A 14581-nucleotide genomic window follows, 5' to 3' on the forward strand; every position below is an offset into this window, starting at 1 on the left:
ACCCCTCCGAGTGATTTCACCGGAGCGGGAGCGCACCCGGGCCGTGTGCTGTTCGCACACCGGGTGTCGAGTCCCTACGGTGCTGTGACCGATCGGTCTCGATGTCGTTCCCCCGTACGGGGGAACGGACCAACGGATCTGAACCGAGCTGAACCGAGGTGTACGCCATGGTGGCCCCGCCGGACAACGATGTGCTCTGGGCGCGCTCCCTGCACCACGCCCTGGGCGGCTCGCCCGCCCTCAGCGGGGTGTCCCTCGGGGTGCGCGAGGGAGAGATCCTCGCCGTCAACGGCCCGCGCGGCTGCGGCAAGACCACCCTGCTGCGCTGCCTCTCGGGCCAGCTCGTCCCCCAGGAGGGCGAGGTGTGGTTCAACAGCAGCCCCGTCCACACCATGGGGCCCGCGCTCCGCGAGCGGCTGCGGCGCGACCGGTTCGGCTGGATCGGCCCCGAACCGCAGCTGGTCCCCGAGCTCACGGCCTGGGAGAACGCGGCCCTGCCGCTCCTGCTGCGCGGCTCCTCGCACCGCACCGCCAAGGCCGCCGCGACGGAGTGGCTGGAACGCCTCGACATCGGAGCGAGCGCGCGGAAGCGGCCACGTGCGCTGACCCAGGCCCAGCGGCAGCGGATCGCGCTGGCCCGCGCGCTCGTCACCACGCCCGCGGTGCTCTTCGCCGACGAACCCACCGCCGCGCTGCACCGCGCGGACCGCGCCCAGGTGCTGCGTACGCTCACGACGGCGGCCCGCTCGCACCACATCACCCTCGTCCTCGCCACCCACGACACGGAAGTGGCCACGCTCGCCGACCGCGTGGTGTCGATGGTCGACGGACGGCGCGTCAACTCCGTGGCCGGGGCCGACGCGGAAGGCATGGCCGAGTGCTCGCTCTCCGCCTAGCCCGTGGCGCCCACCCGCTGGTCCAGCTGCGGCGGCTGATGGTCGCCGCGGCGTCGGCGGGCGTCGGCTTCCTGCTGCTGTGCGCGCTGGCCTACGCGGTCGGCCGCCCGGACCCGGCCTCCGCGCCGCTGCCGCGGCTGCTCTGGAGTCTCCTGCCGCTCGCCGCCACCGTGCAGCTCGCCGTCGCCGTGGCGCGTACGGACCCGAGCACCCGCCCCCGCCAGGGGCTGTCGGCCGTGGGGCTCGGCCCCGTTCGGCTCCGCGCCCTCGCGGCGGCCTCGACCGCCGTCTCCTGCACGCTCGGCAGCATGGTGGCGCTGCTGTTCTTCCTCCATCTGCGCGGCGATCTGACCGGACTGCCGTTCGACGGGGCGGCCGCCGAACTGCTCGGCGCGGGACGCCCGCTGCCGGTGGCCGCCGTGCTCACCCTGCTCGCCGCCGTACCGGTGGCGGGATCCACCGCGGCGGCGCTGGCCCTGCGTCCGCGCCGCACGGACGCGGTCGAGGGCGTCGAGTACGACGGACCCGACGTCTCCGGAGCCGTACCCGGCGGGCTGCCATGGGGTGTCGCGCTCGCCGCCGCCGGACTCGCGGTCGAGGCGTACACGAGCCGGGGCACACCCGTCGGCCTCTCGGCGGAACCCTCGACCGGGGTGCTCGTGGGCTGGGCCCTGACCGCCGTCGGGCTCGCCATGGCCGGTCCCGGCATCGCCCATCTGTGCGGCCGGCTGCTCCAGTCCGTACGCCCGGGGGCGGTCCGGCTGCTTGCCGGCCGCGGTCTGATGGACGACGCGGGCCGGATCGGCCGACCGCTCGGCGTGGTCTGCGCGGTGGCCTCCGCCGTGGTCGCGGCCCTCGCGCTGACCGAGAACCGCCCCCTGCACATCGGCCCGCTGACCACCCTCGGCATCGCCCTGGTGCTGGGCTGCACCACGGCGACGCTGCTCACCTCGTCCCTGGAGGCCAGGCAGGCCCGCGAGGCCACCAGGGCCGGACTGCTGGGCCTCGGCACCCCGCCCGCCCTGATGCGCGCGGCCGTTGCCCTGCGGGCGACGGTCCTGCTCCTGGTCCTCGCCCCGTTGACGTGGGCGGTGGCGGAACTGGCGGCCCTGCCGCTGAGGTCGTAGGGGGTGTCTTCGAAGTCCCGTCCCCCCAGCAGGAAGTGGAGGACGGGCCTTGGACGAGCAGGTTCGCGGGACCTCGGACCTGCTCGCCCAGGAGCACGGCATATCGTGGGCCCATGGCGCACGGACACGGGCCCCGGCTGGGGTCATCACACGACGACGACCACGAGATCGAGACCCTCGAGGAGTTCGACAGAGTCGTCGCACGCGGCATTCTCGCGGGCCATCGCGTCCAGTCGGTCGATCTGACCACGCGCACCTTCGCCCTGCTCTCGGCGGACACCACCGGGGCGGTCTTCCTCGGCTGCCCGATGGAACCCGACGCGGCCGCCAAGGTCCGCGCGGACGGCGCGTTCGTCTTCCCGCCCATACCGGATCTGCCGTTCGACCCCTACCGGGGGCTCCTCTACTCCCCCGGTGAACTGTTCGACGGCCTCGCCGACTACGGCTACGAGTCCACGCCCGACGCCCTCACCTACGAGTGGTGCCGGCAGACCATCTCCGACCGGGACATCTTCGCGTCGATGCTCCGGGCGATCCACGACGACGCCGTCTCCGACGCCCTCGACGAACTCCTCATCGGCGTACCGGTGGTCGGCGTGATGGGCGGTCACGCGATGGGCCGCGGCACCGACGCGTACGCGGGCGCGGCCCGGCTGGGCCGCGCGCTCGCCCGGGACGGTCTGCTGGTCGCCACCGGTGGCGGCCCCGGCGCGATGGAGGCCGCGAACCTCGGCGCGTACGCGGCCCCGCACCCCGACGAGATGCTGGACGAGGCCCTCGAACTGCTGGCCAAGACGCCCTCCTTCACCCCGTCGGTCACCGACTGGGCCGCGGCCGCCTTCGAGGTCCGCTCGCGCTGGCCGCGCGGCGGTGCCTCGGTCGGCATCCCGACGTGGTTCTACGGCCACGAGCCGCCGAACCCGTTCGCGGACCACATCGCCAAGTACTTCGCCAACGCCACCCGCGAGGACGGCCTCCTCGCCCGCTGCAACGGCGGAGTGGTCTTCCTTCCGGGCGCCGCGGGCACGGTCCAGGAGATCTTCGACAACGCCACCCCCAACTACTACGAGTCCCGTGGCGAACCGACCCCGATGGTGCTCGTGAACCGCACCCACTGGACGGAGAAGCTCCCCGCCTGGTCCCTGCTGGAGTCCCTGGCGGCGGACCGCCCCATGGCCGCCCGCATCGCGCTCGTCGAGTCGGTCGACGAGGTCCCGGAAGCACTGGCCCGGCTGAAGGAGACCACACGGCCCGCCTGATACGACCCGCCTGAGCGGAAAAGCAACTTCCGCACCGAAACCCACGTCTGCCAGTCGGAACGAACGGGACCGCCCCACACCGACCCACACGTGAACGGAGCTTTCGGTGCTCATAGGACTGCTGACCGCTGTGGCGGCGTCGATCTGTTACGGCACGGGCTCGGTCCTGCAAGCCGTGGGATCGCGCAAGTCCGCCCGCCGGGAGGCGGCCGCCGACGGGGTCACCCAGCACGGCGGGCCGAGCCTCTCCTCCACCGCAAAGGCGGCGATGACCTGGGAGTTCATCGTCGGAACGATTCTCGACTTCGTCGGGTTCGGGCTCGGCGCGCTGGCGGCGCGGCTGCTGCCGCTGTTCCTGTCCCAGACGGTGATCAGCGCCAACCTGGTGATCACGGCGGTGCTGAGCGTCAAGCTGCTCGGAATCCGGCTGAACCGCGCGGAGTGGACGTCGATCGCCGTCGTCTGCTCCGCCCTCGTACTGCTGGCGACCGCGGCGGGCCCGGAGGGCAGCGGGCACACCCCGATCGCCACCCACTGGTGGCTGCTGGCCGTCTCGGTGCTGCTGATGGTGGGCGGCACCGTCGTCGTACGGCTCCTGGGCGCGCGCGCCGCGATTCTCGCCGGTCTGCTCTCGGGGCTCGGATTCGGCGCGCTCGGTGTCGGGGTTCGCGTGCTGAACGGCATCAGCCCCTTCGACGCGGGCGCCCTGCTCTCCGACCCGGCGCTCTACGCGATCGTGGTGGCCGGTGTGGGCGGAATGTATCTGCACACCGTCGCCCTGCAGATCGGATCGGTCAACGGAGCCACGGCGGCACTCGTCGTCGGCGAGACCGTACTGCCCGGCATGATCGGCGTGTGGTGGCTGGGCGACGCGTCCCGTCCCGGGTTCGCGTGGGTGGCCGTCCTCGGATTCGTCCTCGCCGTGTCGGGGGCGGTGGCGGTGGCCTGGTTCGGTGCCCCGGAGGCCCACGGCGACGCCACCGCGCCCCAGCCGTCGCCCGAGCGGGCGAAGACCGACGAGGACGTACGCGTCGGAGTGTGACCCTCTCCCGCGCCGCCGCCGGCCCGGCGCGCGGCCCCTCCGTGCCGGCGGAGGGGGCGGGTGCGGACCTCGCGCCTGTCCGGGTTGACCCGGCCCCGCGCCCACCGGCTCCGCACCCGCCGCGTCCGCGCGCGGTGCCGGCGGTCAGGGCGCGGAGAGTACGACGACGTCCTCGGCCACGAAACCCACCCCGACCGCCGCGCCCTGCTCCGGCGCGTCCCGCAGGCCGCACTCCGCCTCCAGCGGCGGCGCGCCGGCGTCGGCGGGGCGCAGCCGTACGGCGACGTGGTGGCCCCGGAAGGTGAGCGAATCGACCGTGCAGGGCAGCCCGTCCTCCGGGGCACCGAGGCGTACCGCCGCCGGGCGGACCAGGAGGCGGCAGGCGCCCTGGAGGGAGCCCGGCGGAACGGGGATCTTGCCCCAGGGCGTGTCGGCGCTCTCCCCCGTGACGGTCGCCGGCACCACGTTGTCGAAGCCGAGGAAGCGGGCGACGAATTCGGAGGCGGGCCGCTGCCACACCTCGCGCGGGGTGCCGCTCTGGGCGATGTGCCCGTCCCGCATGACCACGACCCGGTCGGCGAGCGCGAAGGCCTCGCCCTGGTCATGGGTGACGGCGAGCACGGTCGTACCCAACCGGCCGAACAGCTCGCGCAGTTCGACCACGAGGCGTTCGCGGAGCGTACGGTCGAGCTGGCCGAGCGGCTCGTCGAGCATCAGCAGCCTGGGGCGCGGCGCGAGGGCGCGAGCCAGCGCGACGCGCTGCTGCTCGCCGCCGGAGAGCGCGGAGACGGCCCGCTTCCCGGCTCCCGGCAGGCCGACGAGTTCGAGCAACTCCTCTACCCGGACGCGCTGTTCCGCCCTGGGGACGCCGTGCATGCGCAGGCCGAAGGCGACGTTGCCCGCGACGTCGCGCTGCGGGAAGAGCTGGTGGTCCTGGAACATCAGGCCGACGCCACGCCGGTGCACCGGCACTCCCGTCTGGTCGGTGCCGCCGAGCAGGACCCGGCCGCCGTCCAGCGGCTGGAGCCCGGCGACGGCCCGCAGCAGGGTGGACTTGCCGCTGCCGCTCGGCCCGAGCACGCACACGATCTCGTGGTCGGCGACTTCCAGGTCCACCGCGTCGAGGGCCGCCCGCCGCCCGAACCGTACGGTCGCGTCGTCCAGCGTCAGCATCAGAACTCCCCCGAGGAACGGCCGGGCCGGATACGTTCGAGCAGCAGCAGCGCCGCCGCGCAGACGATCATGAGGATGGTGGACAGGGCCATCGCCTGCCCGTAGTTGAGCGCGCCGGGCCGGCCGAGGAGCCGGGCGACGGCCACCGGCAGGGTCGGGTTGTCGGGCCGGGCGATGAACACGGTCGCGCCGAACTCGCCGAGCGAGACGGCGAACGCGAAGCCCGCGGCGACCAGGAGCGCACGGCGCACCAGCGGCAGATCGACCTCGCGCCAGGCCCGCAGCGGCGAGGCGCCGAGGACGGCCGCCGCCTCACGCAGCCGTGCGTCGACGGCGCGCAGCACGGGCAGCATGGTCCGTACGACGAACGGCACGCCGACGAGGGCCTGGGCGAGCGGCACGAGGATCCAGGAGGTCCGCAGGTCGAGCGGCGGTTCGTCGAGGGTGATCAGGAACCCGAAGCCGACGGTGACGGCGGACACGCCCAGCGGCAGCATCAGCAGGGCGTCGAAACCCCGCACCAGCCGTCCGGCCTTCCGGGTGAGGGCGGCGGCCGCGAGTCCGCCGATGACAAGCGCGATGGCGGTGGCGGCGAGCGCGTACTGGAGGGAGTTGCCCACGGCCTCCAGCGGCGGGACGAGGAACGTGCCGCCGCTCGCCTCCACCGAGCGCAGTGCCTCGTAGTGGGCGATGCCATATCCGCCCCCTCCGCCCGCTTCGCGCAGCGACCGCTCGACGAGCACGGCGAGCGGGGCGAGGATCAGCAGCGCGACGGTGACGAGGACGGCCACGAGCAGTGACCACTGGCCGATGCCGCGCGGCCGGTGCGCGGTGTGCGCGGGGTCGACGAGCTTCAGCGCGCTCTCCCGGCGGCGTACGGTCCAGGCGTGCACGGCCAGGATCGCGCCGACCGCCGCGAACTGGACCAGCGTCAGCACGGCGGCCGTCGACAGGTCGAGGACCTGCGCGGTCTGCCGGTAGATCTCCACTTCGAGGGTCGAGTACGCGGGCCCGCCGAGGATCTGTACGACGCCGAAGGAGGTGAAGGTGAAGAGGAAGACCATCAGCGCGGCGGCGGCCACGGCCGGGGTCAGCGCGGGAAGGGTGACACTGCGCCAGGCCGCGAAGCGGCCGGCCCCGAGGACGCGTGCGGCCTCCTCCTGGCGCGGGTCGAGCTGCGACCACAGGCCGCCCACGGTCCGTACGACGACGGCGTAGTTGAAGAAGACGTGCGCGAGGAGGATCGCCCAGACGGTCGTGTCGAGGCGTACGCCCCACAGTTCGTCGAACAGTCCGGCGCGGCCGACCAGGGCGAGGAAGGCCGTTCCGACGACGACGGTCGGCAGCACGAACGGCACGGTGACGACCGCGCGCAGCAGCTGCTTCCCGGGGAAGTCGAAGCGGGCGAAGACGTACGCGCCGGGGAGCGCGATCAGCAGGGTGAGCCCGGTGGAGGCGAGCGCCTGCCAGGCCGTGAACCAGAGGACGTCGAGGATGTCCGGGCGGGCGAGTACGTCACCGACGCGGCCGAGCTGCCAGACGCCGTCCACCTGGAGCCCGCGGCCGATGATCGCGGTCACGGGGTAGGCGAAGAACAGCGCGAAGAACGCGACGGGCACGGCCATCAGGGCGAGCCGCGCCGCGTTCCCACGCGCTCTCGTCACTACTTCAGGACGAGCGAGGACCACGACTGGATCCACTGGTCACGGTTGGCCGCGATCTTCTCGGGAGCCATGGTCTGCGGCTTCGCGATCACCACACCGTGCTGGGTGAACAGCGGCGGCAGCGCGGCGTCGTTCGCCACCGGGTTCACGAACATGTTGAGCGGCATGTCCTCCTGGAACTTCTTGCTGATCAGGAAGTCCAGCAGGGCCTTGCCCCCGGCCTCGTTCTTCGCGCCCTTGAGCAGGCCCGCGGCCTCGGTCTGGCGGAAGCAGGTGCCGGTGGAGACCCCGGTCGGCGCCTCCTTGGGCTGCGGCTTCGCGTAGAGCACCTCGACCGGCGGGCTGGAGGCGTACGAGACGACGAGCGGCCTGTCGCCCTTGGCCTCCTTGCCGCCGGCGGAGCCGGAGAACTCCTGGTTGTAGGCGAGCTCCCAGCTGTCGACGACCTTCACGCCGTTGGCCTTCAGCTTCTTCCAGTAGTCCTGCCAGCCGGTGTCGCCGTAGGCGGCGGCGGTGCCGAGGAGGAAGCCGAGGCCGGGCGAGGACCGCTCGGCGTTCTCGACCACGAGCAGGTCCTTGTAGGCGGGCTTGGCCAGATCGTCGAGGGTCTGCGGCGGGGCCAGCTTCTTGTCGGCGAAGTACTTCTTGTCGTAGTTGACGCAGATGTCGCCGGTGTCGATGGGCGTGACCCGGTGCTTGTCCTTGTCCAGCTGGACGGCGGCGGGGACCCGGTCCAGGCCCTTGGCCTCGTACGGAGTGAAGAGGTCGTTGTCGAGGGCGCGGGAGAGCGTCGTGTTGTCGACGCCGAAGAACACGTCGCCCTGTGGGGAGCCCTTGGTGAGGATCTCCTTGTTGAGCGCCTCGACGGCGTCGCCGCTCTTGAGCACCTTGACGGTGTAGCCGGTCTGCCGGGTGAATTCCTTCAGCACCGCGGGGGTGTAGTTGAAGGAGTCGTGGCTGACGAGCGTGACCGTCTTGGACCCCGAGCCCTTGCCCTTCGGCTGCTCGGACTCGCCGCCGCAGGCCGCGAGCGTGGTGATGCCGAGGGCGGCGGCCACGGCCGTGGCCGTGATCCTCTTGGTGGTGCTCACTGAGATGTCCTCCTGGGTGTGACCAGGAAGAGACGCGGCCCTGCCCATGGGAATGGGCAGGGCGCAACAGCTTGAGTAACGTCCGAACTTCCTACCCCGAATGACCGGGGCGAGGTTCAGAGGGTCTGCGGTCTGACGGACACCGCACTCTCAGCGCTGTGGCGCTCCCCTGTCGGAATATGCAAATGTTCGAGCCCAGATTACACGGGGCCCTTCCAGGGGCACGGGGCCCTCCAGGGGAGCTGGCCTCGCAGGGGTCGTCAGCGCTCGGAAGCCGCCAGCTGACCACACGCTCCGTCGATCTCCTGCCCCCGCGTGTCACGCACGGTGACCGGCACGCCGTGGGCGGCGATCGCCTCGACGAACGCCTTCTCGTCCTCGGGGCGCGAGGCGGTCCACTTCGACCCGGGGGTCGGGTTGAGCGGGATCAGGTTGACGTGCACGCGCTTGCCCTTGAGCAGCCTGCCGAGCAGGTCGCCACGCCACGCCTGGTCGTTGATGTCACGGATCAGGGCGTACTCGATGGAGATCCGGCGGCCGGACTTCTCCGCGTACTCCCAGGCGGCGTCCAGGACCTCCCGCACCTTCCAGCGCGTGTTGACCGGCACGAGGGTGTCGCGCAGCTCGTCGTCCGGGGCGTGCAGCGAGACAGCGAGGCGGCACTTGAAGCCCTCGTCGGCGAACCGCAGCATGGCCGGGACCAGTCCGACGGTCGAGACGGTGATCCCGCGCTGCGAGAGCCCGAGGCCGTCCGGCTCGGGGTCGGTGAGCCGGCGGATGGCGCCCACGACCCGCTTGTAGTTGGCGAGCGGCTCACCCATGCCCATGAAGACGATGTTGCTGAGGCGGGCCGGTCCTCCGGGGACCTCACCGTCGCGCAGGGCGCGCATGCCGTCCACGATCTGGTGCACGATCTCGGCGGTGGACAGGTTGCGGTCGAGCCCGGCCTGGCCGGTGGCGCAGAACGGGCAGTTCATACCGCAGCCCGCCTGCGAGGAGATGCACATCGTGACCCGGTCCGGGTAGCGCATCAGGACCGACTCGACGAGCGTGCCGTCGTGCAGCCGCCACAGCGTCTTACGGGTCGTGTCGTCGTCGCACGAGATGTGCCGGACGACGGACATCAGATCGGGCAGCAGCTCGCTCGCGAGCCGCTCGCGCGCGGCGGCGGGAATGTCGGTCCACTGGGCGGGGTCGTGGGCGTACCGCGCGAAGTAGTGCTGCGACAGCTGCTTGGCGCGGAACGGCTTCTCGCCGATCGCGGCGACGGCGTCCTTGCGCTCGGCGGGCGAGAGGTCGGCGAGGTGCCGCGGGGGCTGCTTGGCTCCGCGGGGCGCGACGAAAGTGAGTTCTCCGGGCTTGGGCATGGTTTCTCAAGTGTCGCAGACGGCAGCTCGTGCCCTGAGGCGGAAGACCGCCATGGTGGTCGTTGGTGGTCGTTGTGGGTCGTCCCGGGTCACCCCGGGACGGCCCACAGACGGCCCGGCGATCGCCTCTCTGGCCTTGGCGGACGCTCGCGCGAGGCTGGCAGAAGGCCGGTCACACCGAGCCCTGGCTCGTCTGCGTCGACGGCCGGATCCGGCCGCAAGGGCCCAGGAACTGGCCTGCTGAGACGAACGGCACACCCGCGCCGACCGGCTCAGGGGACGATTCTCCTGTCTCGCTCCATCGACAGGGGAGGACACGTGGGCTACCAGGTCAAGTGCGGATCGACCAAGACCACGACGGGGAGGCCATGCAAGAACCCAGCAATGATCGGCTACTCCCGCTGCCAGCTCCATCGGGGGGAATGGACGCCCCCGCAGCAGCGGAAGACCAAGAAGCGCTGAAGACTCGCTCGCCTTTACGGTGACAAGCGGGTCATGCGCATGAGCCCCAGGCCGAGGGTCCGGGGCTCATCCTTCGAGAAGGATGTCGGCTACGAGGCACCCGCTCAATCGTGTCTGCGTTCCCCATCGTCCGGACAGCCCCCGTGTCGCGAACCCGGTGCCCCCGGGTCAGCCTGGAGACGGGGACTCGTGATCCGGAAGGTTCTCGCATGAACGCCGTGTCGGACTCCACCGGTGGCCGGCGGCCGGCCGGTCTGCTCGACAATCCGGTCCTGGGCATGGCCCCTTGGATCATCTTCTCGGTCCTCGTGGGCCCCGGGCGTTTCGAACTCTCGGTGGCGCTCGCCCTCGCCGCCTCGCTCGTGCTGGTCATCGGCGGCCGGATCGCGCGTCCCGGGAGCTCGCTGAAGATCCTGGAAGTGGCGGACGTGGTCTTCTTCGCGCTGCTCGCGATCATCGGGATCTTCGCCGACGCGGGTACGCTCCGCTGGCTGGAGACCTACGCGGGCGAGGTCTCGAACATCGCCCTGATGCTGGTCGCCTTCGGCTCCATCATGGCCCGGGTGCCGTTTACGGTGCAGTACGCCAGGGAACAGGTCGACCGCGCGTACTGGAACTCCCCCACGTTCATGCGCGTCAACTACGCGATCACCGGCGTGTGGGGGCTCGCCTTCATGGTGGCCGCGATCGCGGGTGCCTACGGCGATCTCGTCCTGCAGGACCCGGACAACGTCTGGACCGGCTGGATCATCCAGATCGCGGCGATCGTCGCGGCCTTCCGCTTCACCGAGTGGTACCCGGACCACGTACGCGGCCGGGCGCGCGGCAGCACGGAGGGGCCCACCGTCCGTGGACGGTGAGCCCCTCCGTACATGCGTAAGGCGTCAGTCCGCCCCCATGCTGTGCTCGATTCGCGGCTCCGCCGCGCGGCACCGTGGCCGGTCAGCCCGCCCCCACGAACACCACCAGCAGCAACCACACCACCGGTGCCGTCGGCAGCAAGGAGTCGAGCCGGTCCATGATGCCGCCGTGGCCGGGCAGCAGCGTGCCCATGTCCTTGATGCCGAGGTCGCGCTTGATCATCGACTCGCCCAGGTCGCCCAGGGTCGCGCTGACAGCGACCGCGAGGCCGAGCAGGAGGCCCTGCCACCAGGTGCCGCCGTCGATCAGGAGCGGCATGCAGAGCGCGCCGGCGCCCATGCCGAACGCCACGGCTCCGAACAGTCCCTCGCGGGTCTTCCCGGGGCTGATCCGTGGCGCGAGCTTGTGCTTGCCGAAGCGCCAGCCGATCGCGTACGCGCCGGTGTCGCTGACCACGGTCAGCAGCAGGAACAGGAACACCCGCTGCGGCCCGTCCTCGGCCGTGAGCATCATCGCGACGAACGTGGCCAGGAACGGGACGTAGAACACGGCGAAGAGGCCCGCCGTGACGTCCTTGAGGTAGCCGTCGGGCGGCTCGGTCATCCGCCAGACCAGCACCGCCAGCGCGGTCAGCGCCGTGGCGACCCACGCGCCCTCCGCACCCCGCACATAGCCGGCCACGACCATGGCCGCGCCGCCCAGCGCGAGCGGCACCAGAGGCGCCTTGATCCCCTTGCGCTCCTCGAGCCGTGAGGTGAGCTCCCACAGCCCGACGACGACGGCGACGGCGATCACGCCGACGAACACCGCCTTGACGACGAACAGGGCCGCGATGATCACCGCGCCGAGGCCGACACCGACCCCTATCGCGGCCCGCAGATCACGGCCGGCGCGCTTCTTCGGCGGTTGAGGCGGCTGCGAGGGCTGGGAGGCCGCAGGCGGCGGGGGGGTGGGCATGGGCTCCTGCGGCATCTCGTCGCGGAACGGGGGGCCACTCTGCGGAGCGGCCCCCCGGGCGCGGGCGTAGCGGTCGGTGACGTCTCTACCTGCGTCGGGATCGCCGGGAACGTCCGGCACGATGGGCATGGGCCGAGTGTGCTGGGCAGCATGCTCATCGTATGCGGGACCCGCCGGGAGGGCCCCCTGGTCGGGCGGCCCCCAGTAACCGGCGCTCGGCGGGGACCCCCAGGAAGAGTCGTTCATCAGACCTCGAGCAGCTCGGCTTCCTTGTGCTTGAGCAGCTCGTCCACCTGCGTGACGTACTTCGCGGTGGTGTCGTCGAGCTCCTTCTCGGCGCGCCGGCCCTCGTCCTCGCCGACCTCGCCGTCCTTGATCAGCTTGTCGATGGCTTCCTTGGCCTTGCGGCGCACGGAGCGGATCGAGATCTTCGAGTCCTCGGCCTTGCCCTTGGCGACCTTGATGAACTCGCGGCGGCGCTCCTCGGTCAGCTCGGGGAAGACCACCCGGATGATGTTGCCGTCGTTGCTCGGGTTGACGCCCAGGTCCGAGTCGCGGATCGCCTGCTCGATGTTGCGCAGCGCGGTCTTGTCGAACGGGGTCACCACGGCCATCCGCGGCTCCGGCACCGAGAACGACGCCAGCTGGTTGATGGGCGTCAGCGCACCGTAGTAGTCGGCCACGATCTTGTTGAACATCGCCGGGTGCGCACGCCCGGTGCGGATCGCGGCGAAGTCGTCCTTGGCGACCAGGACGGCCTTCTCCATCTTCTCCTCGGCTTCGAGGAGGGTCTCTTCGATCACCACTTGCTCCTGCGTGTCTTGAGTAGGTCCCGGGGGGAGTGCCCCCGGATCAGGCCCGGGTGCCCTGGTCGCTCACGAGCGTGCCGATCTTCTCACCCCGGACCGCCCGCGCGATATTGCCCGCGGCCAGCAGTTCGAAGACCAGGATGGGCAGATCGTTGTCGCGGCAGAGGGTGATGGCGGTGGCGTCGGCGACCTTCAGGTCGCGGGCGAGCACCTCGCCGTACTCCAGCGCGTCGAACTTCACCGCGTCCGGGTTGGCCTTGGGGTCGGAGTCGTAGACCCCGTCGACACCGTTCTTGCCCATGAGCAGGGCCTCGGCGTCGATCTCCAGGGCGCGCTGGGCCGCGGTGGTGTCGGTGGAGAAGTACGGCATGCCCATACCGGCGCCGAAGATGACGACGCGGCCCTTCTCCAGGTGGCGCACGGCGCGCAGCGGGATGTACGGCTCGGCGACCTGGCCCATGGTGATGGCGGTCTGGACGCGCGAGTCGATGCCTTCCTTCTCCAGGAAGTCCTGGAGGGCGAGGCAGTTCATGACCGTGCCGAGCATGCCCATGTAGTCGGAGCGCGCCCGGTCCATGCCGCGGACCTGCAGCTCGGCGCCCCGGAAGAAGTTTCCGCCGCCGATGACGATCGCGATCTGTGCGCCGTCCCGTACGACGGCGGCGATCTCGCGGGCGATGGCGTGTACGACGTCGGGGTCGACGCCCAGTCCACCGCCTCCGGAGAACGCTTCACCGGACAGCTTCAGCATGAAGCGGCCGGCCTTCTTGCCGGCGTGGTCGCTGTTGTCGTCGGCAGCCTGGTTGGCGTCCGCGCCCTTGTTCATGGAGATCTCCTCGTGCACATACGAAGAAGGCCATTGCCGGTGGGTCCTGGTGTCCCTGCGGCAATGGCCTCCTCGTCAGATCTGCGGTCGTCCGGCATCCACGCGGCCGACGACTGCTGGGAAACCCTAGCGGGCTCCCGTGTCGATCGCGTACCGGCTCAGATGCCGACCTTGATGCGCGAGAAGCGCGTCAGGGCGACACCGGCCTCGTCCAGAACCTTCTGGACGGACTTCTTGTTGTCGAGCGCGTACGGCTGGCCAAGGAGGGTGGCGTCCTTGAAGAAGCCGTTGAGACGACCCTCGACGATCTTCGCGATGGCGGCCTCGGGCTTACCCTCGGCGCGCGTGGTCTCCTCGGCGACGCGGCGCTCGGACTCGATGACCTCGGCCGGGATGTCCTCGCGGGAGAGGTACTTCGGCGCGAAGGCGGCGATGTGCTGCGCGACGCCCTTGGCGACCTCGGCGTTCGGCTTGTCGAGCTCGACGAGAACACCGATCTGCGGGGGCAGGTCCGGCATGGTGCGGTGCATGTACGCAGTGACGAACCCGCCGGAGAACTGGGCGAAGCGGTCGAGGACGATCTTCTCGCCGAGGTTGGCGTTGGCCTCGTCGACGTACGCCTGGACGGTCTTGCCGGGCTCGATCTCGGAGGCGAGCAGCGCCTCGATGTCGGCCGGGTTCGACGCGGCGACGTGGGCGGCGAGGGCGTTGGCGACAGCCTGGAACTTCTCACCCTTGGCGACGAAGTCCGTCTCGCACTTCAGCTCGAGGATGACACCGGAGGTGTTGTCGTCGGCGATCAGGGAAACGACGGCACCGTTCTCGGCGGAGCGGCCCTCGCGCTTGGCGACGCCCTTCTGGCCCTTGATGCGCAGCGCCTCGACGGCCTTGTCGACGTTGCCGTCGGCCTCGTCCAGCGCCTTCTTGCAGTCCATCATGCCGGCGCCGGTGAGCTCGCGGAGCTTCTTAACGTCAGCGGCGGTGTAGTTCGCCATGTCTGTGATCTCTCTGAAGTCTGAAGTCGAAGAGTCGAACGATCTACGGGCC

The 14581-nt window shown here is 71.1% G+C and carries 13 protein-coding genes; 5 read left to right on the top strand and 8 right to left on the bottom strand.

The genetic code is table 11. The features are described from left to right. Positions 1 to 167 precede the first annotated feature (167 nt). The 4 genes from ABT342_RS20225 (at position 168) to ABT342_RS20240 (ending at position 4324) form a co-directional block, all read left to right on the top strand. Positions 168 to 896 (top strand): ABC transporter ATP-binding protein, encoded by a 729-nt coding sequence (locus ABT342_RS20225; protein WP_351575378.1) that lies wholly within the window; start codon positions 168 to 170, stop codon positions 894 to 896. Further along, positions 878 to 2023 carry a hypothetical protein gene (locus ABT342_RS20230; RefSeq protein ID WP_351575381.1) on the top strand — a complete coding sequence of 382 codons (1146 nt, stop codon included), beginning with the start codon at positions 878 to 880 and terminating at the stop codon, positions 2021 to 2023. The genes ABT342_RS20225 and ABT342_RS20230 overlap by 19 nt, the downstream gene beginning before the upstream one ends. Before the next feature lie 113 nt (positions 2024 to 2136). After that, positions 2137 to 3282, top strand: coding sequence for an LOG family protein (locus ABT342_RS20235; protein WP_351575384.1), 1146 nt, complete (start codon positions 2137 to 2139; stop codon positions 3280 to 3282). A 106-nt stretch (positions 3283 to 3388) separates the two neighbouring features. Then, entirely contained in the window at positions 3389 to 4324 is a 936-nt protein-coding gene (locus ABT342_RS20240) for a DMT family protein (protein WP_351575387.1), read from the top strand. Between the two features lie 144 nt (positions 4325 to 4468). Here ABT342_RS20240 and ABT342_RS20245 read toward each other — a convergent pair whose 3' ends face one another. The 4 genes from ABT342_RS20245 to rlmN form a co-directional block, all read right to left on the bottom strand. After that, complete coding sequence (locus ABT342_RS20245) at positions 4469 to 5497, bottom strand: ABC transporter ATP-binding protein (protein ID WP_351575390.1); 1029 nt, start codon at positions 5495 to 5497, stop codon at positions 4469 to 4471. Then, on the bottom strand, positions 5497 to 7122 hold the full coding sequence (locus ABT342_RS20250) for an ABC transporter permease (protein ID WP_351575583.1): 1626 nt from the start codon (positions 7120 to 7122) through the stop codon (positions 5497 to 5499). Before ABT342_RS20250 ends, ABT342_RS20245 begins: the two co-directional genes overlap by 1 nt. Before the next feature lie 38 nt (positions 7123 to 7160). Continuing rightward, positions 7161 to 8252 carry a thiamine ABC transporter substrate-binding protein gene (locus ABT342_RS20255; RefSeq protein ID WP_351575393.1) on the bottom strand — a complete coding sequence of 364 codons (1092 nt, stop codon included), beginning with the start codon at positions 8250 to 8252 and terminating at the stop codon, positions 7161 to 7163. A gap of 260 nt (positions 8253 to 8512) precedes the next feature. After that, the gene (gene rlmN, locus ABT342_RS20260) at positions 8513 to 9619 is read right to left on the bottom strand and encodes a dual-specificity RNA methyltransferase RlmN (RefSeq protein WP_351575396.1); all 1107 of its coding nucleotides are present in this window, start codon (positions 9617 to 9619) and stop codon (positions 8513 to 8515) included. A 671-nt stretch (positions 9620 to 10290) separates the two neighbouring features. Here rlmN and ABT342_RS20265 point away from each other — a divergent pair. Next, the gene (locus ABT342_RS20265) at positions 10291 to 10941 is read left to right on the top strand and encodes a hypothetical protein (RefSeq protein WP_351575399.1); all 651 of its coding nucleotides are present in this window, start codon (positions 10291 to 10293) and stop codon (positions 10939 to 10941) included. Between the two features lie 82 nt (positions 10942 to 11023). On the opposite strand, the gene ABT342_RS20270 is transcribed toward ABT342_RS20265, so the two are convergent. The 4 genes from ABT342_RS20270 to tsf form a co-directional block, all read right to left on the bottom strand. Next, a complete protein-coding gene (locus ABT342_RS20270; RefSeq protein WP_351575402.1) occupies positions 11024 to 12145 on the bottom strand; it encodes a phosphatidate cytidylyltransferase in 1122 nt (373 codons plus the stop codon). Beyond that, on the bottom strand, positions 12145 to 12702 hold the full coding sequence (gene frr, locus ABT342_RS20275) for a ribosome recycling factor (protein ID WP_351575405.1): 558 nt from the start codon (positions 12700 to 12702) through the stop codon (positions 12145 to 12147). The genes ABT342_RS20270 and frr overlap by 1 nt, the downstream gene beginning before the upstream one ends. A 49-nt stretch (positions 12703 to 12751) precedes the next feature. Next, positions 12752 to 13534 carry a UMP kinase gene (pyrH, locus tag ABT342_RS20280; RefSeq protein ID WP_351575408.1) on the bottom strand — a complete coding sequence of 261 codons (783 nt, stop codon included), beginning with the start codon at positions 13532 to 13534 and terminating at the stop codon, positions 12752 to 12754. 158 nt (positions 13535 to 13692) lie between these two features. Then, on the bottom strand, positions 13693 to 14529 hold the full coding sequence (gene tsf, locus ABT342_RS20285; protein ID WP_351575411.1) for a translation elongation factor Ts: 837 nt from the start codon (positions 14527 to 14529) through the stop codon (positions 13693 to 13695). Positions 14530 to 14581: the final 52 nt, after the last annotated feature.

The sequence above is a fragment of the Streptomyces sp. NPDC000410 genome, from assembly GCF_040300305.1.
Lineage (GTDB): Bacteria > Actinomycetota > Actinomycetes > Streptomycetales > Streptomycetaceae > Streptomyces.

Bases quoted from the DNA above. Each gene is read 5' to 3' on its own strand.
- ABT342_RS20235 (WP_351575384.1), top strand. From the start codon at position 2,137: ATGGCGCACGGACACGGGCCCCGGCTGGGGTCATCACACGACGACGAC.
- rlmN (WP_351575396.1), bottom strand. From the start codon at position 9,619: ATGCCCAAGCCCGGAGAACTCACTTTCGTCGCGCCCCGCGGAGCCAAG.
- tsf (WP_351575411.1), bottom strand. From the start codon at position 14,529: ATGGCGAACTACACCGCCGCTGACGTTAAGAAGCTCCGCGAGCTCACC.
- pyrH (WP_351575408.1), bottom strand. From the start codon at position 13,534: ATGAACAAGGGCGCGGACGCCAACCAGGCTGCCGACGACAACAGCGAC.
- ABT342_RS20245 (WP_351575390.1), bottom strand. From the start codon at position 5,497: ATGCTGACGCTGGACGACGCGACCGTACGGTTCGGGCGGCGGGCGGCC.
- ABT342_RS20265 (WP_351575399.1), top strand. From the start codon at position 10,291: ATGAACGCCGTGTCGGACTCCACCGGTGGCCGGCGGCCGGCCGGTCTG.
- ABT342_RS20270 (WP_351575402.1), bottom strand. From the start codon at position 12,145: ATGAACGACTCTTCCTGGGGGTCCCCGCCGAGCGCCGGTTACTGGGGG.
- ABT342_RS20225 (WP_351575378.1), top strand. From the start codon at position 168: ATGGTGGCCCCGCCGGACAACGATGTGCTCTGGGCGCGCTCCCTGCAC.
- ABT342_RS20250 (WP_351575583.1), bottom strand. From the start codon at position 7,122: ATGGCCGTGCCCGTCGCGTTCTTCGCGCTGTTCTTCGCCTACCCCGTG.